The organism is Rhizobium cerradonense (genome assembly GCF_030182455.1).
Lineage (GTDB): Bacteria > Pseudomonadota > Alphaproteobacteria > Rhizobiales > Rhizobiaceae > Rhizobium.
In genome coordinates, this window is the sequence record NZ_JAQJCK010000033.1 from 1 (window position 1) to 22,394 (window position 22,394).

Consider the following 22,394-nt stretch of genomic DNA (forward strand, 5'->3'; position numbering starts at 1 on the left):
AAACGGCGGGTTATTATCGATCACATCGACGTAGAGCCGCTCTCCATTGAGTACCCGCTCTGCTTCCGTGATGAGCCAGCTCGTGTCGACGATGGTTCCCCATCGCTGCTGCCACACCGCCGCCACCAAGAAGACCACGGCACTCTGGATCAGCGCAGTCCATAGCACCGACGACGTCGTCGAACTGAAGCCGGCCGTGTCCGTCGCGCTACTCATATTCGGCTGCCCCTGTTACCGCCCAACATGGCGGCTGAGGTGTCGCCGTCGCTGCACCATAGATCATGTAAAACGTACCAATACCCGAGAGAGTTATGACGCGACTATAGCGCGAACTTGCTAAACTCGGCGTTAAGGCTTGGCCTAACAGCGGGGCTGTCACTGATCGGCGCGGCCACGCTTGGGATACGGGTTCTACCAGACGAAAGGAATGAGCCGATATCGCACGCGGGCCGCATACGCTTGATAACCGCTCAGTTCCGCGCTTAGAGCACGCTCCTCATGCACCGCTCGCCAGGCGATACCGAAAATGAATATCACGGAGAATGCGAGACCCAGCCAGGAACCAAGCAATAGCGGCATGCCAATAAGGAAAAACAACGCGCTCGCATACATAGGGTGACGAACAATGGCGTAGGGTCCGGTATCGATCACCTTCTGATCCTTCTGGATCTTCACCACCGGCGCCGCGAAGGCGTTTTCGCGAAACGTCCACCAGGTACCGAGCATGTTGACCACCATGCCGAGCCCGCCAAGCACCTGCAGCCATGGCGGCACCGCTCGAAAGCCCGTCCGGGCCGCGTCCCAACCCATGAAGGATATCCAGCCTAAGAAGGCCAAAACGAAAAACATCAGCCAGACGCGATCCCATGGCTTTTGATCCCGTTGCAGCGGAGATGCCATACGTTCACGCAACAGGCGCGGGCTATGCTTCGACAGCCAAAGGATCATCGCCAAGCCGCCGAGCAGGAAGAATGCGATCACAACCCACGCGCCCGGAAAAGCCAGCGTGCCCGCCGGCCACAGGATCAGGGCCGCGATGAAGACCGACCAGGCCAGGAGTTGGAGCAAATAGATCGCCATTGCACACTCCAAAAAAACGTCAGCACGAAAAGTCTGGCGCGCCTGAACGCAAGCGCTTCTCCCGACAGTGCTGTTTTGACCGATGAATAAAATCCATTTCACGTTGATATTGTTCCTCAGACGATGCGTCCGCCCTTCTGTTGCTGCAACTCCCCCGAAAGCCCAATCCCCGATATGCGCTTGTCAGCCCCGGCTTCGAATGTCATTGGTCGAACAGTCAGCTAATTCACATGCAGTTTTCCAAATGAAACTCGATGCAATCGATTTGCGCATTTTGGATGCCATTCAACGCGATGGCCGCATCACCAAGCTCGCGCTCGCCGAAAAGGTAGGACTTTCGCCGACGCCATGCTGGCTTCGTCTGCGCAAGCTCGAGAAGGCCGGGATCATTACCGGCTATCATGCCCATCTGGCACCGCGTCGGCTCGCGCCGGTTGCAAGCGTTATGGTCGAACTCACTCTCGCCAACCATCGTCAGAGCGACTTCGAGCGCTTCGAACGAGCAATCTCCTCCATCCCCGAAATCGTCGCCTGCTGGTCCGTCGGCGGCGGCGTTGATTACATTCTGAAGATCATGACGCCCAATATTGATGCCTATCAGCGCCTGATCGATGGCCTTTTGGATCGCGATCTCGGCATCGAGCGCTATTTTACCTATATCGTGACAAAGACCGTGAAGGAGGAGACCGTGCTTCCGATCGCCGATCTCCTTTCTGCCGAACTTCACGACGACGAATAGAGAATCTCTCTACGGCTGCCCTTCTCTTTAGGCCCTTTCTCTCTTTCAGCGGCGACCAATGGACAATGTCTCGCGGCGTTCCGTGAGACCATTGCGGTACCTGAAAAAGAGAGGTTTGCCGATGACCGCAGTGCGCGCCCGTCCCGCCTATCATGAAGCTCTGTCACGACTGAACGATCGGCATCTGCTGCGGGATCTTTCCTATATCGGCGGCCGCTGGGTCGCCGGCAAGACCGGCGCGAGCTTCAACGTGGCCGATCCCGCCACCGGCACTACGCTCGCCTGGGTCTCCAGTCTCGGGAGGGATGAGACATTCGAGGCGATCGATGCCGCGGCAAATGCCTTCTCAGCCTGGCGCTCCCTTCTGCCACAGCAGCGTGCATCGATCCTGCGCCGGTGGTATGAGCTGATGCTCGCCGCCAAGGAAGATCTGGCGCTGATCATGACGCTGGAACAGGGTAAGCCGCTCGCCGAATCTCGCGGCGAGATCGACTATGCTGCGAGCTTCATCGAATGGTATGCGGAGGAAGCCAAGCGCATCAACGCCGAAAGCGTCACTAGCCATCTGCCGGACACGGAAATGATCGTGCGCAGGGAGGCATTGGGCGTCGCCGGCATCGTGACACCCTGGAACTTTCCCTCGGCCATGGTCACGCGCAAGGCTGCGGCAGCCCTTGCCGCCGGGTGTACCGTCGTTGCCCATCCATCGTCCGAAACGCCGCTGTCGGCGCTTGCCCTTGCCGAACTCGGAGAGCGTGCCGGCCTCCCCGCCGGCGTCTTCAACGTCGTCACCGGCAATGCTGCGACGATCGTCGGTGCTCTCTGCGAGGAGGCTCGGGTGCGGGCACTGAGCTTTACCGGCTCGACGGGCATCGGCAAACTGATCGCCAGCCAGTGTGCTGCGACCATGAAGCGGCTGGTGATGGAACTCGGCGGGCACGCGCCCCTGATCATTTTTGACGACGCCGACCTCGATCGCGCCGTCGACATCGCCATCAATGCCAAATTTGCGACCTCCGGCCAGGATTGCCTGGCCGCCAACCGCATCTTCGTGCAGCGCTCGATCATGGAGCCATTCGTCGCAGCTTTTGCCAAGCGGATAGCGGCTCTCAAGGTCGGTGATGGACTGACGGACGCCGTCGACATCGGCCCGCTGATGCACGAGCGCGCTGTGGCGAAAGTCGAGGAACATGTGGCCGATGCGCTGAAACACGGCGCAAGGCTTGCCATCGGCGGAAAGCGCCACGCAGCAGGGCCGCTCTTCTTCGAACCGACACTGCTTGTCGATCCATCCCCCGACGCACTGATCATGCATGAGGAGACATTCGGACCGGTCGCAGCGGTGAGTTCATTCGATACCGAGGCCGAAGTCGTCGCTCGCGCCAATGATAGCGAATACGGCCTCGTCGCCTATGTCGTGACGCAAAACGGCGCACGCCAGATGCGCCTCGGTCGGGCGCTTGATTACGGGATGGTTGCAATCAATCGCGTGAAGATCACCGGCGGACCGGTTCCCTTCGGCGGCTGGAAGCAATCCGGTCTCGGCCGCGAAGGCTCGCGTCACGGCATCGAGGCTTTCACCGAGCTCAAATATCTCTGCATTGACACGGCAGCCTGACGGGCCAACCCACTCTCAGCACAAGGAAAATATCATGTTGGACAAGCGGAACGAACTGAATGCCTGGGACAGGGATCACTTCTTTCATCCCTCGACCCATATGGGAATGCATGCACGCGGCGAAACGCCGACCCGCGTCATCGGCGGTGGCGAAGGCGTCTACATTACCGACATCAACGGCAAGAAGAGCCTCGATGCCTTTGCCGGCCTCTACTGCGTCAATGTCGGCTACGGCCGGCAGAAAATCGCCGACGCCATCGCTGCACAGGCAAAGAACCTCGCCTATTATCACGCCTATGTCGGACACGGCACAGAAGCGTCGATCACCCTTTCCAAGATGATCATCGACCGGGCGCCGGAAGGCATGAGCCGTGTCTATTTCGGCCTCTCCGGCTCGGACGCCAACGAGACGAACATCAAGCTCATCTGGTACTACAACAACATCCTTGGCCGTCCGGAAAAGAAGAAGATCATTTCGCGCTGGCGCGGCTACCACGGATCAGGCGTCATGACCGGCAGCCTCACCGGCCTCGAACTATTCCACAAGGCTTTCGACCTGCCGCGCGCACCCATCCTTCATACGGAAGCACCCTATTTCTTCCGCCGCGCCGATCGTTCGATGAATGAGGAACAGTTCGCCCAATATTGTGCGGACAAGCTGGAAGAGATGATCCTGGCCGAAGGTCCGGAAACCGTCGCCGCTTTCATCGGCGAACCCATCCTCGGCACCGGCGGCATCGTTCCGCCGCCGAAGACCTATTGGCAGAAGATCCAGGCCGTGCTCGACAAATACGATGTCCTTCTCGTCGCCGACGAGGTCGTGACCGGTTTCGGCCGGCTCGGGACAATGTTCGGCTCGGACCACTACGGCATGAAGCCAGATCTGATCACGATCGCCAAGGGCTTGACCTCGGCCTATGCGCCGCTTTCCGGTAGCATCGTCTCCGACAAGATGTGGCAGGTGTTGGTACAGGGTTCCGATCAGCTCGGCGCCATCGGCCACGGCTGGACCTATTCCGCCCACCCGATCTGTGCGGCGGCTGGCATCGCCAATCTCGAACTGATCGATGAACTCGGCATTGTCGAGAATGCCGGTTCGACAGGTGCCTACTTCCGGTCGGAGCTTGCCAAGGCTGTCGGCGAGCACAAGCATGTCGGCGAGGTCCGTGGCGATGGGCTCATGGCGTCGGTCGAATTCGTCGAAGATCGGGACGATCGCAAATTCTTCGATCCCGCAAAGAAGATCGGCCCCCAGGTGGCGGCAGCTCTGCTGGAGCGTGGTGTAATCGGCCGTGCCATGCCGCAGGGAGACATTCTCGGCTTTGCGCCGCCTTTGTGCCTGACGCGCGACGAAGCCGACGTAGTGGTCAGGGCCACGGCGGATGCGATCAGAAGCGTATTTTCAAATCTCTGACGTAGTGCGCGGCCGACAATAGAGGCAGCTCAAACGAAGATCGTTCAGTCCGTTGTTGATAATGGACTGAGCCTATCGGCTCGGCCATCGCCATGCCGCATTGAATGGTGTACATGGATATCCAGCAATTGTACCGGATCAATCCATGCTTCGTCATGATTCAAAAGGCCAGCGCAACGATGTCTGGAAACCCGTCCTTCAGCACCGCAAGGGCGTGACCAAACATAAGCTGCTCACCGACAAGATCATTTCCGATATCGATGAAGGCATCCTGCCGGTTCATACGCGGATGCCAACACATCGCGATCTCGCCCATGCGCTGGGGATTTCGGTGCAGACCGTGAGCATCAGCTACAAGGAGGCCGAGCGGCGGGGCTATCTGCGCGGCGAAGTGGGTCGCGGCACTTTCGTGCGCAGCCGGATCACCGAGCGTGCCGACAGCTTCATGCTCGACCGCGACCCGAGCGGCAGCGCCGACCTTTCCATCATCCGCGCCGTCTATACCGAAGCGCATGAGCGATCGGCGCGCGAGCTGATGCAGGCGTTGGCCGAAAGCGACAATAGCAGTTTTATGCGCCCGTGCCGGCCGATCGCCGGCTTGGATGCCCATCGTATCGCGGCGCAGACCTGGCTGGCGCGCCTATCCGTCGATGCCGATCCCGAGCGCATCCTGATCACCAACGGTGCCGCTCATGGTCTTTTCCTGGCCGTGGCCTCGGTGGTGCGGCCCGGCGAGGTCGTCCTGACCGAGAACCTGACGGATCACGGCATTATCGGCCTTGCCAACGTGCTGGGCTTTACGTTGCGCGGTCTTCCGACCGATCGTGAAGGCATCTTGCCGGGAGCCTTCGAAGCCGCCTGTGCAGTCGGCGATGTATCGGCCCTGGTCATCGTTCCCTCGCTCAACAACCCCACGAGCCATGTCATGGGTGCGGAGCGTCGTCATGCCATTGCCAACATTGCGCGCCGGCACGGTGTTTTCGTCATCGAGGACGAAGTCTACAAGCCGATGCTGCGCGATCCCCTTCCCTCCATGCCGGACCTGCTGCCCGAACTCGGCTTCTTCGTCACGAGCTTTACGAAATCGGTAATGACTGGCCTGCGCATCGGCTATCTCGTCGTTCCGGCTCACTATTCCATCCGCGTTGCATCGATCCTGCGCGTTACGGGATGGAGCGCCACCAATGTCGTCGCGGAGATGGCATCGCGCTGGGTACTGGATGGTACCGCCGACGCGCTGATCGCAGTCCAGAGAAGTGAAGCCCAGGCAAGACAAGCGATCGTATCGGACGTGCTGGGTCCCTTCGTCGCCGGCAGCCATCCTCTCTCCCTATGCGCATGGTTGTCGGTTCCCGAGCGATGGACGGAGGAAGGACTTGTTCGCGTTCTCGCCCGCAAGGGTGTTGCGGTCACGCCATCAGACCCATTTGTCGCTGGCGGAGAACGGCCGGTCGGCGGAATTCGCATCTGTCTTGGCGGTCGCCTATCACACTCGGCGCTTCGCTCGGCGCTCGAAACGGTCCGCGGTGCCTTCGAACAACTGCCGCCGATTTTCGACGTGGGATCAATCGCATAAACCAGCGGTTTCTCAGTCACAGGACGGAATGCAGAAACTCCTTGGTACGGTCTTCCTTCGGAGTGCTGAATATCTGTTCGGGCTTGCCTTCTTCGCAGATGCGGCCCTTGTCGAAGAAGCAGACGCGATCGGATACCTCTCTTGCGAACCGCATTTCGTGGGTCACCAGCAGCATGGTCAAATCGTGCTCATGCGCGAGATCGCGAATGACGCCAAGCACTTCGCCGACAAGCTGCGGGTCGAGCGCGGAAGTCGGCTCGTCGAATAGCAGGACCCGCGGACGCATGGCGAGCGCCCGGGCTATGGCGACGCGCTGCTGCTGGCCGCCGGAAAGCTGGCTCGGATAGTGATCCTTCTTCTCGGAAAGACCGACCATGCGCAAAAGCTCGATGGCGCGAGCCTCCGCTTCGGCTCGTCCAAGTCCCAGCACGCGCGTCGGCGCTTCGACGATATTGCGCAGCACGGTCATGTGCGGAAACAGATTGAAGCTCTGGAACACCATGCCGACATGGGTGCGGATCTGGCGCAGATGCGCTTCGCTGGCACGGAACCGTCCGCGGCCATTGTCCTCGTGGTAGGACATTCCGGCCAGGTGCAATGTGCCCTCCTGGAAGGGTTCGAGCGTCATGAGGATGCGCAGAACCGTCGATTTGCCCGAGCCGGACGGTCCGATCAACGTTACCTTTTCGCCGGGTGCGACCTCGAAACAGAAGTTATCGAGCACGGTAAAATCGCCGTAGCGCTTGGTGACGTTGTGAAAGCGGATCAGGGGTTCGGTCATCTCAAAGCAATTCCGTTTTTCGGCAGTGTCTTCTCAAGCCAATGAATGGCCGCCGAGCAGACGAGCGTGAGGATGAGAAAGATCAGGCCGACGAGCGACAGCGGCACCAGATATTCGAAGGTCCGATCTCCGATGAGATTGGCGAGGTTCAGCATGTCGACCACGGTGACGACGGACAGAACCGGCGTCTCCTTGAGCATGGAGACAAGATAATTGCCCATGGCGGGGATGATACGAGGGATCGCCTGCGGAATGATAATATCCCTGTAGGTGAGGCCGCGCCCCAGATTAAGGGCCGTCGCCGCCTCCCATTGACCACGCGGCACGGCGTCCAGGCCGCCGCGATAGACCTCCGACGTATAGGCCGAATATTGCAGGCCGAGCGCCAGCGCTCCCGTAAGGAAGGCCGGTAGGACGATCCCGTAGATCGGCAGGACGTAATAGAGGAAGAAGAGCTGGACGAGCAGCGGCGTGTCGCGCAGGAATTCGATGACGAACGCCGTCGGCCAGGAGATCGCCACGAAACGGCTGCGCCGCAACAGCGCGAAGACCAGGCCGAGAACCAGGGCGATCGCAAACCCGGCCGCTGCCGCCTCCAGCGTCACGATCAATCCGATGCCAAGAATCGGCAGGATCGACAGTGCGAAGGAGAGCGTCGAGGACGTGTCCCAGGTAAAACCATACATCATGCCGGCGCCCTCCCCGGAAAGACGACGCCCCGGCGAAGGATCGTCTCGAGCCAGCGCATGAAGACGACGAGAATGAGCGCCATAATGAAATATCCGATAAGCGTCAGCGAATAGATCCTGACGCTGTCCAAGGTGATGTTGCGCAGTTGCTGCGCCTGGAAGGTCAGGTCGCTGATCGAAATCAGCGACACCAGCGCCGTGTCCTTCAGGTTCTGGACGGCGAGATTGCCGAATGGCGGCATCATCTCAACCACCGCCTGCGGCAGGACGATATGAAAGAGCGTCTGCCCGTGCCCGAAGTTCAGGGCGCGCGCCGCCTCGTGCTGGGTATCGGGAACCGACTGCAACGCACCGCGCACCACCTCGGCGCCATAGGCACCGATGTTCAGCGCCAGGCCGACGATGCCCGTCGTGATAGGATCGAAGGAGATCCCGATCAGCGGCAGCGCATAATAGAGCCAGAAGAGCTGCACCAGGAGCGATGTGCCCCGGAATATTTCTATGTAAACCAGCGCGATCCAGGAAAGCAGCCGACCGCCAGCGAACCGCGCAAGGCCAGCCGCGAAGGCAAAGATTGCGCCGAGCAGCATCGAAGTGACGCCGATGATCGCCGTCACCTCTGCGCCCTTCAGCAGTGCTGGAAGATAATGCGTCCAGCTCATGTCCGGGTCACCTCCGTCCGCAAGATGCAAGGGGCTGGTCGGCTAGGCCGTCGCCGATGGGCAAAGACCAAGCCGATGGATATTGCCGTCCTCATTTGCCCGCGCACAGGTCTTCCGTGTTTTTGGTTCGCGCGGCCTCGACGCTTTCGGCGCTAAGTCCGTAGGACATCAGGATCTTCTTGTAGTCATCGGTCTTCTTGAAGGCGATGAGTGCGGTATTGAACGCCTTGTAGAGATCCTTGTCTTCAGGTCGGAAATCGAAGCCGCCATAGCTTCTGACCGACTTGCCCTCGATGAACGGATCGGTGAAGGGGGCCGCCTGCTCGACATTCGAGCCCCCGCCTTGAACCAGCTTGGCGACCGTCAGCTCCGTTGCGGCATAGGCATCGGCACGGCCGGTCTGGATGGTCGAGAGCGCATCGGCATTGGCCTGGATCATGACGATCTGGGACTCCGGAATGCCGAGGCCATGGAAGAAATCGAGCTGATCGGCGCCCGAGACGATCGCGACCTTGAGAGACGGATCCTTCTTGATGTCCTCATAGGAATGCAGCTTCTTCGGATTGCCCTTCGGCACCAGCAGGCCTTCGCCATAGCTCGAATTCGGCGTGGTGAACTGCACCTGCTTGCAACGCTCCGGGAGGATGTTCTGCTCGGCGGCGACGAAATCGAAGCGCTTGGCCTTCAGGCCGGGGATCAGCGATCCGAACGGCGTCACGGTCCAGTCGACCTCCTTCACGTCCATCGACTTCAGGACGGCAGCAGCAACATCAGGACCGATGCCCTTGGCAGCGCCGCTCTCGTCCATATAGCTGTAGGGAACCTCATTGGCGCTGGCGCCGCGGATATAGCCATCCTTCTTGATCTGCTCGAGGCTGGCGGCATGGGCAGAAGCGGCCAGGCTGATTGTCAGACCCATGGCGGCAAGGCTGCGGTAAAAATTCGATCTCATCGTTCACTCCTCTGTGGTTGAATTCCGTCATCGGCTGTCCGGTTTTCCGGATCTTTGCCGTTAGCGGGGTGGTGATCCGCGCCGCGCTATCGCGGCGCGGCAATTCAGGGGGCCTCCGTCAAGGCCGCGACGACGGCGAGGCAATCCCCAGTGTTGATGAGGCCGGGGAAATGACGTGCGGCAAGAACGCCGTCCAGCGCCGCCCGATAGTCAAAGGGTATTGAACCGGTGCGGCCGACCGGATGCACCCGGGCGATGATCTCTCCGGCCGCAACCATGTCGCCAAGATCCTTCACGGGTTCGAAAAGACCGTCTGCTTCGGCAAAGACGAAGCAATCGGAGGACGGCATGTCGAGCCACTGCGTTGTTCCCGTCTCCGGCGCGCCGGCAACGATACCGGCTTGCTTCAAGACGTTCAGAACGCCGCGCTTGGCAATGGAAGCCGTGCGTGCCGATATGGTTCCACCACCCGAAAGCTCGGTCGTCACAAAGACCTTGCCCATCTCCTCGGCGGTCGTGTCGTACATGCCGACTGCATCGATCTCGATCATCCGCATGGAATAGGGCGCGGAAAACCCGGCGACCGCATCGAAGCAGGCCTTTTCCTGCCGTTTGTCCGGCAGCGCATGGGCGGCCGCATAGGGCAGGAAATCGAGTGTTCGGCCACCGGAATGGAAGTCGAGCACGATGTCTGCCAACGGCAGCAGGTAACGGGTGAAATAATCAGCGATCTTTTCCGTCACGCTGCCGTCGGGCCGACCGGGAAAACTACGATTGAGATTGCCCTTGTCGATCGGAGACGTGCGGGTACCGGCCTGAAACGCCGGATAGTTCATCGCCGGGACGATAATGACCCTCCCCTTGACCTCTTCCACCTTTAATGTGCGGGCGAGATCGAAAAGCGCGACAGGCCCCTCATATTCATCGCCGTGATTGGCACCGGTCAAAAGCGCCGTCGGACCATCGCCGTTTTTGACGACGCAGACCGGGATCATGATCGAGCCCCAGGCGGAATCGTCACGCGACCAGGGCAGGCGCAGGTGACCATGTTGGACGCCATCCCGATCGAAATCGACGGTCGGCGTTATGGGTGATGGGCGTGTGATCATTGTCATCATGTTCATGCCGGCCGATCACTTCACGACGAGTTTGCGGGGTACGTTGGACAGGCATTCGACACCGCTCTCGGTGATCACGATGCTTTCCGTGATCTCCATGCCCATGTCTTCCAGCCACAGCCCCGTCATGAAATGGAAGGTCATGCCGGGCTGCAGCTCCGTGCGATCGCCAGGGCGCAGGCTCATGGTGCGCTCGCCCCAATCCGGCGGATAGGACAGGCCGATCGGATAACCGGTGCGGTTGTCCTTGACGATCCCGTATTTCTTCAGCACCGCGAAGAAAGCGTTGGCGATGTCTTCGCAGGCGTTGCCAGGCTTGGCCGCGGCAAGGCCCGCCTCCATGCCTTCGAGCGTTGCCTTCTCGGCATCCAGAAAGGCCTGGGTCGGCTTGCCGAGGAAGACGGTTCGCGACAGCGGACAGTGATAGCGGCGATAGCACCCTGCAATCTCGAAAAACGTCCCCTCGCCGCTCTTCATCGGCTTGTCGTCCCAGGTCAGATGCGGAGCCGACGCGTCGGCGCCCGACGGCAACAACGGCACGATTGCAGCATAGTCGCCACCGAAGCCATCGACACCGCGGATGCCGGCATCGTAGATTTCGGCGACGAGATCGGATTTGCGGATTCCGGGCTCGACTTTCTCGACGATCCGCTTGTGCATGGCCGCGACGATGCGGCCAGCCTTGCGCATATAGTCGAGCTCGGTCGGGCTTTTGACGGCGCGCTGCCAGTTGACGAGCCCCTGAGCATCCTTGAAGCGGGCATTCGGCAGGTGCTTGACCAAGGAGGCATAGGCCGCAGCGGTGAACCAGTAATTGTCCATTTCGACGGCGATCGAGGCATTGGCCCAGCCGCGTTCCTCGATGATCTGTGACAGGAGATCCATCGGATGGCGTTCGGTCGACTGCACATAATGATCGGGATAGCCGATGATGTTGTCGTGGCTGAGATAGGCCGTGCGCTTGGCGCCGTTGGCATCCTGGCCGCGTCCATACCAGATCGGCTCGCCGGAGCCGGGCACCAGCACGCATTGATGCACATAGAAGGACCAGCCGTCATAGCCCGTCAGCCAATGCATGTTGGACGGATCGGTCACGATGATGAGATCGATACCGGCCTTCTCCATGGCTCGCCGCGTCTTGGCAAGCCGATCGGCATATTCGGAGCGGGTGAAATTGAGGGTCGGTTCGCTCACGCTGGATCTCCTGATGCTTTTGTCGTTTCAATGGCTTGTCCCGCACCGGCAGCGACGGCGCGACGATGAGCAAGCGTGGCTATGGCCGTGTCCTGCACACCGGTGCCGGTCAGGTCGCAAAGCGTGATTGCCTCGCGTGACCGACGGCCGGCGGCTTGGCCGCAGATGATGGCGCCCAGTTCAGGAAAAGCCGCGTCTGCTCTCACAAGACCTGCTGCGATGGCATGATGCAGTTCGCCGAGCCGGCGGGTCTGCTTCAGGCTATCGGCGACATAGGGAGCGGCTCGTAGGATGGCCGCCGGATCGATCTCGTTCTTGTGCTCAGCATCCGAACCCATGGCAGTGACATGCTGGCCAGGCTCCAGCCAGGAGGCGCCGAGGATTGGTTTGTTGGACGGCGTGGTGGTGACGATGATGTCGGCGCCGCTGCAGGCCTGCTTGGCGTCAGCCTCGGCCGAAACCGGAAAGCCGAGTTCGGCTGTGAGCTCATCTGCGAGCCGTTTGGCCTTTTCCGCATCGCGTGCCCAGATACGGGCAGCTTCGATCGGCCGTACCAAAGTCAATGCGCGAAGCTGCAAGCGTGCCTGCATGCCGGCGCCAAGGATTGCCGCGACCCGGGCATCCGGGCGGGCAAGATGTTTTGCGGCAACCGCGCCCGCGGCTGCCGTGCGCACATCCGTCAGATAACCGTTGTCGAGCAGAAGCGCTTCAACCAATCCGGTATGCGCCGAGAGCAGCATCATCAGCCCGTTGGTGCTGGGCAGGCCAAGCGAGGGATTATTGAAAAAGCCAGGGCTTACCTTGATCGCGAAGCTGTCGACATCCGGTACATAGGCCGTCTTGACATCAACTTCGCCACGATGGGCGGGGATATCCAGCCGCATGATCGGCGGCATCTCCACCGCCTTGGTCGCCAAGGCCGCAAAGGCTTGTTCAACGCAGTCGACTGTATCTGCGTCAAGCTGCACGATTTTACGCAAATCACTTTCGGTCAGCACAAGCACGCGCGCCATCACCCCACCCCTGATTTGATGCCGTTGACGATTTGGCGATGGACCACCGGATCGATGTTGCCACCGGAGACGACAATCGCCGTCGGGCCATCCGGCTTGATCTTGCCGGTAAGCAGTGCTGCGATACCAACCGCACCCGCGCCTTCAACGATCTGGTTTTCGATCGTCGTCGCATGGCGGATGCCTGCCGCTATCTCGTCTTCGCTGAGGAGGATCACATCGTCGAGAAGGTCGCGACACATGGCAAACGTCAGGCGATTGTCGAGCCCGATGCCGCCGCCCAGCGAATCCGCCAGGGTTTCGACCTCCTGGACTTCAAGCGGCGCACCCGCGGCAAGGCTCGCCGCCATCGCCGCGCCTCGCTCCATCGATATGCCGATGACCCTGGCCTGCGGCCGCTTGGCCTTGATCGCAGCAGCAACGCCCGACGCCAATCCACCGCCCGACAGGGGCACGAGGACAAGCGCCACATCCGGCAGGGCGTCCGCGATCTCCAGCCCGATGGTTCCCTGACCAGCGATCACGTTGGCATCATCGAAGGGCGGCACGAAGCTCATGCCCTCTTCCCTCACCAGGCGCTCGACCTCGCGCATGGCATCATCCTGGGATTGGCCAACGATGCGGACCTCGGCTCCAAGGCTGCGGATCGCCTCGACTTTATTGGCGGGAACGAGCGCCGACAGGCAAATGATCGCCCGCGCACCCAATGCCGCGGCGGCGTGCGCGACTGCTCTGCCGTGATTGCCCGTGGACGCCGTTGCCAACCCGCGCGAACGTGCCTCCTCGCTGAGACACAGGATCGCATTGGTCGCTCCGCGAAGCTTGAAGCTGCCGGTCGTCTGTTGATTTTCCAGTTTGAGAAATACGGGTGCGCCGGATTGGCGGGAGCGCGCGTGCGAGCGCATCAAAGGCGTCCGGACAACATGTCCGGCAATTCTTCGCCGTGCCTCTTCGATATCGGGCAACGTCACCATCGCGGTCATCGCGCGGTCCGTCGCTCTGAAAATGCCATGATTGACGTCAGCACGATTTCATATCTCTTTCGCCACCGATGTTCATGACATCAGCGTGAAAGAGACAAAAGATCATGTCAATCTTATTATTGTTTCATTACAATTATGAATTGGCGTATGCGCCCGTTCCGGGCGCACGTGGCCAAAATCTCTCAATTTGGGAACGCGGATATGGTTATCTTATCCGCGTTCCAGACTGGGTTTCTCCGCCCGAGGCAAAACCGGTGAATTTAACTGCCCGATCAAAGCCTGCTGTCAGGTGGATCTATCGGAGCACGCCCTTCACGCAGCCTGAACAACGGCATGCAGCGGGATTTCAACGTCGATTTCCAACGTTGAGACGTGTTCGTCGCAATCCATCTTGACTTGCACCTTGTCGCCGTCGAGCTGCACATGCTTTGCTATCACGGCGAGGATTTCCTCCCTGAGCAGCGATACCAGGTCCGAGCCCGCCGACGAGCGTTCGTGGGCGAGAAGCACCTGCAAGCGTTCTCGCGCCGCCGGTGCGGTTCTTTGTTTGCCGAAAAGACGAAAAATGTTCATGCCGCCCTCCGTCCGAATATCTTGCCGAAAATGTTCCGCTTCTCGCCGGGAATCGTGATCGGCAGAACTTCGCCAGTAAGCCGGCGAGCGGCATCGAAGTAAGCCATGGCAGGTGCGCTGCGGCTATCGGCCAGCGTGACAGGAGCGCCGATGTTGGAAGCGCGCAAAACATCCATGCTTTCGGGAACGATGCCGAGGAGCGGAATGGAAAGGATCTCCAGAACGTCGTCGACCTTGAGCATGTCGCCGCGCTCTGCGCGGTTGGCGTCGTAGCGGGTCAGGAGCAGGTGCTTCTCGATCCGCTCGCCGCGCTCAGCCTTAGCCGTCTTGGCATCCAGCAAGCCGATGATGCGGTCCGAATCGCGCACCGACGAGACTTCCGGATTGGTGACGACCACCGCCGTATCCGCGTGACGCATGGCCAGAGTAGCGCCGCGTTCGATCCCTGCGGGACTGTCGCAGATGATCCAATCAAAGTGTTGCTTCAAATCGTTGATGACGCGCTCGACACCCTCGGCAGTCAGGTTGTCTTTGTCCCGGGTTTGCGAGGCCGGCAGCAGGAACAGCGTATCCAGCCTCTTGTCGCGGATCAGCGCCTGGGGGAGCTTGGCGTCGCCATGTATGACATTGATCAGATCGTAGACGACCCTTCGCTCCGCCCCCATGACGAGGTCAAGATTCCGCAGCCCGACGTCAAAATCGACGACAACGACCTTATCATTTCTCTGCGCCAGAGCCGCTCCAAGCGCGGCGGTCGAGGTCGTCTTGCCAACCCCGCCCTTGCCTGACGTGACTACGATGACTTTCCCCATCTTGCTCTCCTCTGTCGTGGCCGGCTGCCGGCTCAGATAAGTTTCTCTGCCATGATCGCATCGCCTTCGAGCCAGAGCTGAACAGCCTGTCCGCGAAGGTTGGGGGCCATGTCTTCTGCCATTTTGTAAATACCGTCGATCGCGACCAGTTCTGCCTCAAGCTTCCGGCAGAAGATGCGCGCCGATGCATTTCCGATCGAACCCGCCATGGCTCGGCCGCGCAAGCTGCCGTAGATGTGCACCGATCCGCCCGCGATGATTTCCGCACCCGAAGAAACCGATCCGATAACCGTGACATCCCCTTCGGGGAAGATCACCGATTGACCCGAACGCACCGGTTCCCTGATGACGATGGACTGCGTGGCTGGCCGGGCCTCAGGAGCCACCGGTCTGTTGTGCACCTCGACGACCGACTCCTTCACCGGAACCTCGTTTACAGGGACCTCGATATCGGAAACCGGCCGACCTCCTTTGAGCGCAGGAGGCATGCCTGGCCCCAGGATAGAAGGGCGCGCGCCCTCGATACCCATGATGCTGACATTGCGTCGGGCAAGTTCCCCGATCAGATCCTTCAACCCCGATCGGTCGATCGACAGATCCGTGAGGTCGAGCACGACAGGGCGCCCCAAAAAGAAGCCCGCCGAACGTGCGGCGAGATCATCCAGCCTGATCAACCAATCATCGATGGGAAGATCCGGGGAAAGCATGACCGCCAGGAAGGAACGGCCTTTGATGCGGATCGAGCGAGCGTCTGTTAGCACTTTGGTCATCTGTGTAAATATTTCGTTGACCCTGTGTACCGCCGCTATGGTTAACAAATGGTTAACGCGATCGGGATGACGCCCAGCATTGCATCGCCCTGCTGCCGATTTTATTATTAAATTTCAGATACTTGCAGAAGCGACCGTCGATCGGGCCTGCGTTAATGAAGGCACCAAAATTTAAAGCGGCCACGAGAACTCATCGCTTCTATTATTGGGGTCGTCGATACCGGAGCGCCGAAAGTGGCCAATTGGCCGCTTGGTGCGAAAGCGTGGGCAAATCCACTTCCGACTCAGCTCAATGATTTGGTAGCGCGGCTGGTTTTCCGAACAAAAAACCCTGCACATGAGTCGCGCCCGATGCGCGAGCGGCATCCAGGTGCTCGTTCTTTTCGATGCCTTCGGCAACGATGATCGGGGCGACGCAAGATGCAAATCCGACCAGATATTGCAGGCTGCTCTGTCCCTTTTCTGAGGTCCGCACGTTCCGCACCAGCGAAGCGTCGATCTTGATTATATCGGCCGGGACCGTCAGCAGTCGCGCAGGCGTGGCCATACCCGCTCCGAAGTTATCAATCGCCACCCGGCAGCCGAGCGCGCGAACGGCTGCCAACCTCTCGACGCCCTCGCCCACCAGCGGGTAGGTCTCCGTGATCTCCAGCACAAGTCGCGGAGCGAGTTCCGAATGGCGCTCGATTTGCCGGAGCATCTGTTTCCAGTGATCTGTGACAGCCAAATTGGCGGCGGAAATGTTGCATCCGAGTACGAGATTTGGATCCCGAGCCAAGCTCGCCAGAATCAAGTCCAGCATGCGCGCATCAAGATCGAAGGACGCGAGGGAGGATTCCAAATAGGGCGCAAAGGATGCAGCACGATGGACAACGCCACGGGCATCCGCAATCCGGGCAAAGCACTCCCAATAGAGCACCTTTTCCGGAATATCGATTTGGCTGACCTTCTGTGCGGCGAAACTCAGTCCGCGATCGGAAACAGCCTTGGACATAGTGAGGAATACCTCCAGCGATGCTATTCCCAGTCATTGTTTTCGACTGTGGCAGGCCGCCAAATCGTTGGCGCGTACGTCCTTACACGGAAACCTACAACCGAACGGCGTCGTCGGGTTATTTGAATTTCGTATGTTAGTAACTTATAAGTACATCGGGACGACTAATGGTGTCAAATCCTCAATCACTGCGAGCTTTTATGCAACCTTTCTTTTGTGTCGAAAGGCTGCCCGTGTTCCTTGTCCACAGGCAATCGGTCACCTAAAGCTTACACGATTCGGCCTTCCAAGACAGAATCAGAGGCCGCCAGCATTGCGTAACTAGCTGAGTCGGAGATCGAGCTCGCGATAGAGCTTCTTCAAATTCGGCAATGATTTGAGCTGCCACGAAATCTGTTTGGAACCGCGCACCGTCATCTGCACGTCGGCACGTTTGCGGGCCTCTATCGTCAGTTTCGCAAGCAAGTTTATGCCCGACGAATTCAGAAACTGAAGGCCTGTCAGATCGAGCGTCAGCCGCTCAGGGTTTTTCTCGAGCAAATCGGTCGCCAACTGGAAGATCGGAGCATAGGCGTCCGATCCGGCCAGACGCATGGAACCGTCAAAGAACACGACATGTCCTTCAGTCCAAACGCGAAATGCCTCTCCTCTGATTTCCATGGTCAAAACTCAGCCATTCTGAACGGAAGGGATCGGTAAGGAGGCATATGTCTCCAGATGAGTCGGACCATTCGGCCGATTCGCATCAAAAGTCCACGCCAAGTCAGTCTCATAGTCACTCATCAGCGTCAGCAGGCCAAGGCCCGACTCGCTGCCGAAAGTCGACGCCGCGTTCTTCTCGATTTGCCGAATAAGGAGGTCCGCGGGGTCATCATTGGTTATCTGGGCAAGCAGATGCTGAAAACGCGCAGCATTTTCGTTGTCGATAAAATTCGAAACCCTCATGCGAAACCGCTCTCCTTCTATCGAAGCCGCAATGCCAATTTCACCGGATACACGAAACTTCACGGCATTTTCAATAAGTTCGTTAGCGACGTAACCGATGTCATGGCGAACCTGATGATAGACTTGACGTAACCTCTTGTAACGTAAAGCCGTTATTTCAGCGATAAAATCGGATGTCATGGAACAATGGGACCAGCTTAAAGAGAGCGGTCCGTCAAGCAATCGGAGGAAAGTAGCGCTGCCTGCACTGCTGTTTGCTACAAGGTCTGCAAGCCCAAACACGACGGTCGCCATGCTATCACCTATGTCTCATTACAACCAGAGTTATATCGTCGTGAATCTTCTGCGACCCGATATAAGTCATGAGGTTTTCTAGAATACCGTTCATTACGTCCTGGGCAGTGCCGCCATAAAGATGGCGCGCCGATTCACAAAGCCGTTCAATTCCATACAATTCGCCGCTTCTGTTCTCAGCTTCCGTGACCCCGTCGGTGTGCAGAACGATGATGTCGCCACGGCCAAAGGCGACTTCTCTGGTATCGACAAATTCGGAAATATCCGAATCGAGCCCCACGGGAAGCCCGAGGTCGCCTGTTTCTATCCGCTCGACCTCTCCGCCTTGTCTCACGACAATCAGATCCTCGTGTTGGCCGGAGAGCGTCAGTCGCTCCCCGTCATAATCGAGAAAGGCGAGGGTCAAATGTTTGTCGGTCTTCGTTCGTTCGATGTTCTTGTAAATCGTGCGGTTGAGATCGGTCAGGAATTTCGTCGGATCGGTCTCCCCGGCCTCCTGCAAGGCGCGCGCGACGGACTGAACCATCAGCATGAGTACGCCGCTTTCAAGGCCATGCCCGGTGACGTCCCCTATTCCGATCTTCAGTCTTTTTCCGTCCTGCAGGATGTCATAATAGTCCCCGCCGACCTCGTCGGCGGGGCGCATAAAGGCAGCGATCTCCAACTCTTCGATGGCCGCAAGTTCGTTTTGGCGCGGCAGGACCATGAGCTGTATCCGCTGGGCGACGGCCAGCTCGGCACCAAGCCGCACGTTCTCGCTCTTCAATTGCGTGTTCAGCGCCGAAATTTCCTCTTTCGCCTCGGCAATTTCCTTGGTTCTTTCCTCCACCAGCGATTCCAGATTTTCCGTGTGGAAGCTTATCTCTTCCGCCATGCGGTTGAATGCAACGCCAGCCTGACCCACTTCGTCTTGCGACGGGATATCAACCCTGACCGAATAGTCTTTCGCCTGAATGCGCCGTGCTGCCCCTGCGAGCGCGCTGATACCGCTGGTAATACGCTTGGAAACCGCAAATACCGCCCCGATGACGATCATCAGCGATATGGAGATCGCCAGGATCTGGTAAATAAGGATGCGGTTTGTCGCTCGCGATATTTCTTCCTGCGCAGCAAAAAGCGAGGCATAAATCTCTCGCTCCGGCACCACAATTCCAAGCGACATCGCTTCCTTTTGAATCGGGCCGGAAACCCAAAGGTTGGTCGGCGCTATCTGTTTGACGACAACGAGGTACGGGATCTTCTCCCCTTGCTCGTCCAACATAATATGCTGAATGACGCCGTCACGGTCCAAGGGAAGCGTTGCCAGCGCCTTTTGCGTGCTGTTGCGGAAGGAACGATCAAGGCCGGTCACGCCCTTGTCGCCGGTCTCGCTCGAGGAGCGCAAGCCAATGGTCTTTTCGCCTGCGTGGTTGATGGCGACGACATTGCCGTTCGACATCGTCAGGAAGCCGAAGCCAGTGTCGGCAACCTTTACGCTTTCGACGATACCGGCCAGTTGATCCAGCGTGATATCGGCGCCGGCGATGCCGGCAACCTCCTTGCGGTCGGAAGACCAGAGGGGATTGAAGAAGCTGACGATCAGCTTACCCGTGATGGCGTCGGTATAGGGTGCGGTTTGCGTGATATCGTCCGCGACAGGACGCGAGTCCGGCTCACGGGCCCATTGTTGCCAGGATTCATAGATGCCCGGAAAGAAGAAATCCCAGAAATTGGCATCGTTATGGCCCGGATATAGCTTGTCAAAGGTCTGCGCCTGGTCGGTATAAGGCACCGTCCTGAAGATCGGCCGCTCTTTGGGTCCGATGTAATACATCTGCAGCTTGGAGTAGCCGCTCTTCAGCAGGTTAGGCGCGACGAGATCGACAACCGTGCTGGTCTCGATATCCTTTTGCACCGCAGGCAGCGGCTGATGATTTTGGTCGAGCAGGTAGCCCCAGACGCTGATTACGGACGGCGTACCGGGAAGATTCTGCGCCCATCGGCCTTTTGGATCGTAAGTGAGCTTGATGGCGCCAGGTTCGGATTGCGCCAGCGCCTCGCCGACCGCATTGTTTCGGTTGGGATGATCTATCTGCGACTGGAGAACGCCCGCGAGCGTTTTGACATCGGAATGCACCTGATTGAGAAGCAGCCCCACGCGAGCAGCCGTCGAGTCCGCATAGGATTGAATATAATCCTGGCTCGCACGTTCAAGACCCTGGCCCACTTCGGACGTCGCGTCGCGGGACAAACGTTGCACATTCCACAGTGCCAACCCGCCGCTGACGAGAAGGTCAAAAAGGACGGCTCCGCCAACCACGAGGACAAATTTCGCGCGAAACGACCGGATGCCGGGAAAGAAAAATCGGCCAGTTTTTCTGCTCATAGCGGCTTCCGCCCAGAGGCGGCCCAGATCGGCCAGCCGGCATAACCCTTCGGATGAAGGGCGGCGAAGATATGATCCTGGAAGCCTTGGCGGAAACGCTTGATGAATTCCGGCGTATCACCCCGGCGAACCGACATTTCGCCGGCATAGACATTTTCCCAGGCGGTGATGACATCGGCGAAATCTTGCGGATCGCCATCGAGGTTGCTGACCATGAAGTTTTCCATCTCAATGGCCTCGAAACCCGCATCCAACAGCAGCCGGCGGCTTTTCGGGCCCATTTCGACATCCATATCAAAATGGGCGAACAGCGTCGCCACCTCATTGTAGGTCCATTGTATGCTGGCCGCCCGCGGCTCGCCAAGACAATGAGAGTTTTTCTCATTGGTTATGTATACGCGGCCGCCCGGCTTGCAGATGCGGTAGAGTTCCTTGAGCAATATATCGGGCCGATTGAAGATTTGCAGTGAATGGCGACAGGTCACCAGATCGAACTGATTGTCTTCAAGCAGCATCTGTGATGCATCGCCATAGGTATATTCGATATCGCGGATATCGAAATCGGCGGCGACCTTGCGGGCGTATTCGAGACTGGCCACTGAATGATCGAGCGCTACGATCCTAGCTGGTTTGAATTCCTTATGGGCCAACACGGCGAAATCACCGATTCCACAGCAAATGTCCGCCATCGCAATGCCGGCCTGCATGCCGTGGCGCGGTAAAATCTCGCGTTCATGGCGCCAGGTCATTTTCGTCTGCGTCCGCAGGATGGGAATGAAGCTCTCGTCTTCGACAAAGGTCTGACCCGGATAAAAAGCGGAATCATACGCCTCGACGGCAATCCTCGGTTCGATGGCATGCAGATGACGGAATGTCCTCGTCGCCCAGCCAACAACACTGGACGTCACCACGACAAAGCGAATGTCCCGTCGCGTCCGGCTGGCATTGACCAAGAGCCGTGCCAAGGCGTGATACGCCGTCGCATTCATGTGAATGAGGCGTTTTACATTTATATAGAGGACGCCTCTGACTTGATTGATGCTCTTTTCGAGCAAGGCGGTCGTATCGGCGATGTCGACGGGTGATAACGGCCGCAGAATGCCTGAAAGTGAAAACTCCTGGCTGTTTAGATCGAACTGAGCCGAAAACAGCGGAACCGGTTCGTGTGAGCTCAATTCAGTAGTCCCTCCACTGGAATGTCCACGACCACAGTGAGAGCTCGATCTTCCACCTGCTGCAGCGATAGCGATGCGTCATAGTTGATCGCTAAGCCGAGCAGAATGACGTCCTCTTCCGAGACTGAGTTTTCATCGGCGAGTGCGTCGAGATATCTTTGCAGAGCGTCACCTCCCGTCGCCCTTGCACTTGCGTCACAGTACCGGTGCTGTTGTGCGGGGCCACAGGGAAAGGTCAGGGCAATCCGCTCCGAGCAATCCCCTCGGGAAACATTGCAGTGAAGTCGCCCGGAAGCGCAGCCGGAGCGAAACGAGATTTCAAACAGCTCGTTGAGTGCGGATGAAAGCAAATTGGCGTGCCGGACCGGATCGCCTCGGTCGTGGCTCACCATGCGCGCAACGTAGTTTGAGAGCTGATTGCAGTGGAGCCAATCCGACATGAAAACTTCCATTTCCATCTCCAGCTCCAGCATCGGATGAAATGGTAATGCAGTGCGGCCTGCGCTTTGCTCGCTCAATGCCGATCCCCTATCGCCTGGAACGGTCAGCTTCTCGTGGATGCACAGAACCGCTCTGTCTTCATGGTTTCACAATTCCGGACGGAAACCGCTGTGCAGTTTTCCTGGAATTGTTCTAGAGCATCTTAT

The 22,394-nt window shown here is 58.8% G+C and carries 23 protein-coding genes; 4 read left to right on the forward strand and 19 right to left on the reverse strand.

Annotated elements, in window-relative coordinates; genetic code table 11:
* Together PH547_RS31930 and PH547_RS31935 are read right to left on the reverse strand one after the other, a co-directional pair.
* Positions 1–216: hypothetical protein (locus PH547_RS31930; RefSeq protein WP_285170320.1), on the reverse strand; the 216-nt coding region annotated here is incomplete at its 3' end.
* A 195-nt stretch (positions 217–411) separates the two neighbouring features.
* A complete protein-coding gene (locus PH547_RS31935; RefSeq protein WP_283053883.1) occupies positions 412–1,080 on the reverse strand; it encodes a methyltransferase family protein in 669 nt (222 codons plus the stop codon).
* 244 nt (positions 1,081–1,324) lie between these two features.
* Here PH547_RS31935 and PH547_RS31940 point away from each other — a divergent pair, with 244 nt between their 5' ends.
* The 4 genes from PH547_RS31940 to ehuR all read left to right on the forward strand — a co-directional run bounded on the left by PH547_RS31940 (position 1,325) and on the right by ehuR (position 6,427).
* A complete protein-coding gene (locus PH547_RS31940; protein WP_283053882.1) occupies positions 1,325–1,819 on the forward strand; it encodes an Lrp/AsnC family transcriptional regulator in 495 nt (164 codons plus the stop codon).
* A gap of 121 nt (positions 1,820–1,940) precedes the next feature.
* The gene (locus PH547_RS31945) at positions 1,941–3,437 is read left to right on the forward strand and encodes an NAD-dependent succinate-semialdehyde dehydrogenase (RefSeq protein WP_285170321.1); all 1,497 of its coding nucleotides are present in this window, start codon (positions 1,941–1,943) and stop codon (positions 3,435–3,437) included.
* Positions 3,438–3,471: 34 nt separating this feature from the next.
* The gene (locus tag PH547_RS31950; protein ID WP_285170322.1) at positions 3,472–4,851 is read left to right on the forward strand and encodes an aspartate aminotransferase family protein; all 1,380 of its coding nucleotides are present in this window, start codon (positions 3,472–3,474) and stop codon (positions 4,849–4,851) included.
* Between the two features lie 145 nt (positions 4,852–4,996).
* Positions 4,997–6,427: a MocR-like ectoine utilization transcription factor EhuR gene (gene ehuR / locus PH547_RS31955; RefSeq protein WP_285170323.1), complete on the forward strand. Its 1,431-nt coding sequence runs from the start codon at positions 4,997–4,999 to the stop codon at positions 6,425–6,427.
* A gap of 16 nt (positions 6,428–6,443) precedes the next feature.
* On the opposite strand, the gene ehuA is transcribed toward ehuR, so the two are convergent.
* The 17 genes from ehuA to PH547_RS32040 all read right to left on the reverse strand — a co-directional run bounded on the left by ehuA (position 6,444) and on the right by PH547_RS32040 (position 22,265).
* Positions 6,444–7,208 carry an ectoine/hydroxyectoine ABC transporter ATP-binding protein EhuA gene (gene ehuA, locus PH547_RS31960; protein ID WP_285170324.1) on the reverse strand — a complete coding sequence of 255 codons (765 nt, stop codon included), beginning with the start codon at positions 7,206–7,208 and terminating at the stop codon, positions 6,444–6,446.
* Positions 7,205–7,897 (reverse strand): ectoine/hydroxyectoine ABC transporter permease subunit EhuD, encoded by a 693-nt coding sequence (ehuD, locus tag PH547_RS31965; protein WP_260305207.1) that lies wholly within the window; start codon positions 7,895–7,897, stop codon positions 7,205–7,207. Before ehuD ends, ehuA begins: the two co-directional genes overlap by 4 nt.
* Positions 7,894–8,559, reverse strand: coding sequence for an ectoine/hydroxyectoine ABC transporter permease subunit EhuC (gene ehuC, locus PH547_RS31970; RefSeq protein ID WP_285170325.1), 666 nt, complete (start codon positions 8,557–8,559; stop codon positions 7,894–7,896). The genes ehuD and ehuC overlap by 4 nt, the downstream gene beginning before the upstream one ends.
* 91 nt (positions 8,560–8,650) lie before the next feature.
* Positions 8,651–9,511, reverse strand: a complete 861-nt coding sequence (gene ehuB, locus PH547_RS31975) for an ectoine/hydroxyectoine ABC transporter substrate-binding protein EhuB (RefSeq protein WP_285170326.1) — start codon at positions 9,509–9,511, stop codon at positions 8,651–8,653.
* Between the two features lie 104 nt (positions 9,512–9,615).
* Positions 9,616–10,629, reverse strand: coding sequence for a N(2)-acetyl-L-2,4-diaminobutanoate deacetylase DoeB (gene doeB, locus PH547_RS31980; RefSeq protein ID WP_285170336.1), 1,014 nt, complete (start codon positions 10,627–10,629; stop codon positions 9,616–9,618).
* Between the two features lie 15 nt (positions 10,630–10,644).
* Positions 10,645–11,823 carry an ectoine hydrolase DoeA gene (gene doeA / locus PH547_RS31985; protein WP_285170327.1) on the reverse strand — a complete coding sequence of 393 codons (1,179 nt, stop codon included), beginning with the start codon at positions 11,821–11,823 and terminating at the stop codon, positions 10,645–10,647.
* Complete coding sequence (gene eutC / locus PH547_RS31990) at positions 11,820–12,836, reverse strand: ectoine utilization protein EutC (protein ID WP_260305210.1); 1,017 nt, start codon at positions 12,834–12,836, stop codon at positions 11,820–11,822. The genes doeA and eutC overlap by 4 nt, the downstream gene beginning before the upstream one ends.
* Complete coding sequence (eutB, locus tag PH547_RS31995) at positions 12,836–13,810, reverse strand: hydroxyectoine utilization dehydratase EutB (protein WP_483315596.1); 975 nt, start codon at positions 13,808–13,810, stop codon at positions 12,836–12,838. The genes eutC and eutB overlap by 1 nt, the downstream gene beginning before the upstream one ends.
* 321 nt (positions 13,811–14,131) lie before the next feature.
* Positions 14,132–14,392: a cell division topological specificity factor MinE gene (gene minE / locus PH547_RS32000; protein ID WP_260305212.1), complete on the reverse strand. Its 261-nt coding sequence runs from the start codon at positions 14,390–14,392 to the stop codon at positions 14,132–14,134.
* Entirely contained in the window at positions 14,389–15,204 is an 816-nt protein-coding gene (minD, locus tag PH547_RS32005) for a septum site-determining protein MinD (protein WP_104826908.1), read from the reverse strand. Before minD ends, minE begins: the two co-directional genes overlap by 4 nt.
* Before the next feature lie 32 nt (positions 15,205–15,236).
* Positions 15,237–15,974, reverse strand: coding sequence for a septum site-determining protein MinC (gene minC, locus PH547_RS32010; RefSeq protein ID WP_285170329.1), 738 nt, complete (start codon positions 15,972–15,974; stop codon positions 15,237–15,239).
* Positions 15,975–16,263: 289 nt separating this feature from the next.
* The gene (locus PH547_RS32015; RefSeq protein ID WP_285170330.1) at positions 16,264–16,968 is read right to left on the reverse strand and encodes an EAL domain-containing protein; all 705 of its coding nucleotides are present in this window, start codon (positions 16,966–16,968) and stop codon (positions 16,264–16,266) included.
* Between the two features lie 321 nt (positions 16,969–17,289).
* Positions 17,290–17,628 carry a slr1659 superfamily regulator gene (locus tag PH547_RS32020; protein WP_104826911.1) on the reverse strand — a complete coding sequence of 113 codons (339 nt, stop codon included), beginning with the start codon at positions 17,626–17,628 and terminating at the stop codon, positions 17,290–17,292.
* Between the two features lie 9 nt (positions 17,629–17,637).
* A complete protein-coding gene (locus PH547_RS32025; RefSeq protein WP_285170331.1) occupies positions 17,638–18,207 on the reverse strand; it encodes a slr1658 superfamily regulator in 570 nt (189 codons plus the stop codon).
* A gap of 4 nt (positions 18,208–18,211) precedes the next feature.
* Complete coding sequence (locus PH547_RS32030; protein WP_285170332.1) at positions 18,212–20,572, reverse strand: SpoIIE family protein phosphatase; 2,361 nt, start codon at positions 20,570–20,572, stop codon at positions 18,212–18,214.
* Entirely contained in the window at positions 20,569–21,747 is a 1,179-nt protein-coding gene (locus tag PH547_RS32035; protein WP_260305217.1) for a class I SAM-dependent methyltransferase, read from the reverse strand. Before PH547_RS32035 ends, PH547_RS32030 begins: the two co-directional genes overlap by 4 nt.
* On the reverse strand, positions 21,744–22,265 hold the full coding sequence (locus tag PH547_RS32040) for a ubiquinone biosynthesis methyltransferase UbiE (RefSeq protein ID WP_285170333.1): 522 nt from the start codon (positions 22,263–22,265) through the stop codon (positions 21,744–21,746). The genes PH547_RS32035 and PH547_RS32040 overlap by 4 nt, the downstream gene beginning before the upstream one ends.
* Positions 22,266–22,394 lie beyond the last annotated feature (129 nt).

Excerpts from the sequence above, each read along its gene's own strand:
- PH547_RS31935 (WP_283053883.1), bottom strand. The coding sequence starts at position 1,080 with ATGGCGATCTATTTGCTCCAACTCCTGGCCTGGTCGGTCTTCATCGCG.
- PH547_RS31940 (WP_283053882.1), top strand. The coding sequence starts at position 1,325 with ATGAAACTCGATGCAATCGATTTGCGCATTTTGGATGCCATTCAACGC.
- PH547_RS31945 (WP_285170321.1), top strand. The coding sequence starts at position 1,941 with ATGACCGCAGTGCGCGCCCGTCCCGCCTATCATGAAGCTCTGTCACGA.
- PH547_RS31950 (WP_285170322.1), top strand. The coding sequence starts at position 3,472 with ATGTTGGACAAGCGGAACGAACTGAATGCCTGGGACAGGGATCACTTC.
- ehuR (WP_285170323.1), top strand. The coding sequence starts at position 4,997 with ATGCTTCGTCATGATTCAAAAGGCCAGCGCAACGATGTCTGGAAACCC.
- ehuA (WP_285170324.1), bottom strand. The coding sequence starts at position 7,208 with ATGACCGAACCCCTGATCCGCTTTCACAACGTCACCAAGCGCTACGGC.
- ehuD (WP_260305207.1), bottom strand. The coding sequence starts at position 7,897 with ATGATGTATGGTTTTACCTGGGACACGTCCTCGACGCTCTCCTTCGCA.
- ehuC (WP_285170325.1), bottom strand. The coding sequence starts at position 8,559 with ATGAGCTGGACGCATTATCTTCCAGCACTGCTGAAGGGCGCAGAGGTG.
- ehuB (WP_285170326.1), bottom strand. The coding sequence starts at position 9,511 with ATGAGATCGAATTTTTACCGCAGCCTTGCCGCCATGGGTCTGACAATC.
- doeB (WP_285170336.1), bottom strand. The coding sequence starts at position 10,629 with ATGATGACAATGATCACACGCCCATCACCCATAACGCCGACCGTCGAT.
- eutC (WP_260305210.1), bottom strand. The coding sequence starts at position 12,836 with ATGGCGCGCGTGCTTGTGCTGACCGAAAGTGATTTGCGTAAAATCGTG.
- eutB (WP_483315596.1), bottom strand. The coding sequence starts at position 13,810 with ATGGTGACGTTGCCCGATATCGAAGAGGCACGGCGAAGAATTGCCGGA.
- minE (WP_260305212.1), bottom strand. The coding sequence starts at position 14,392 with ATGAACATTTTTCGTCTTTTCGGCAAACAAAGAACCGCACCGGCGGCG.
- minD (WP_104826908.1), bottom strand. The coding sequence starts at position 15,204 with ATGGGGAAAGTCATCGTAGTCACGTCAGGCAAGGGCGGGGTTGGCAAG.
- minC (WP_285170329.1), bottom strand. The coding sequence starts at position 15,974 with ATGACCAAAGTGCTAACAGACGCTCGCTCGATCCGCATCAAAGGCCGT.
- PH547_RS32015 (WP_285170330.1), bottom strand. The coding sequence starts at position 16,968 with ATGTCCAAGGCTGTTTCCGATCGCGGACTGAGTTTCGCCGCACAGAAG.
- PH547_RS32020 (WP_104826911.1), bottom strand. The coding sequence starts at position 17,628 with ATGGAAATCAGAGGAGAGGCATTTCGCGTTTGGACTGAAGGACATGTC.
- PH547_RS32025 (WP_285170331.1), bottom strand. The coding sequence starts at position 18,207 with ATGGCGACCGTCGTGTTTGGGCTTGCAGACCTTGTAGCAAACAGCAGT.
- PH547_RS32030 (WP_285170332.1), bottom strand. The coding sequence starts at position 20,572 with ATGAGCAGAAAAACTGGCCGATTTTTCTTTCCCGGCATCCGGTCGTTT.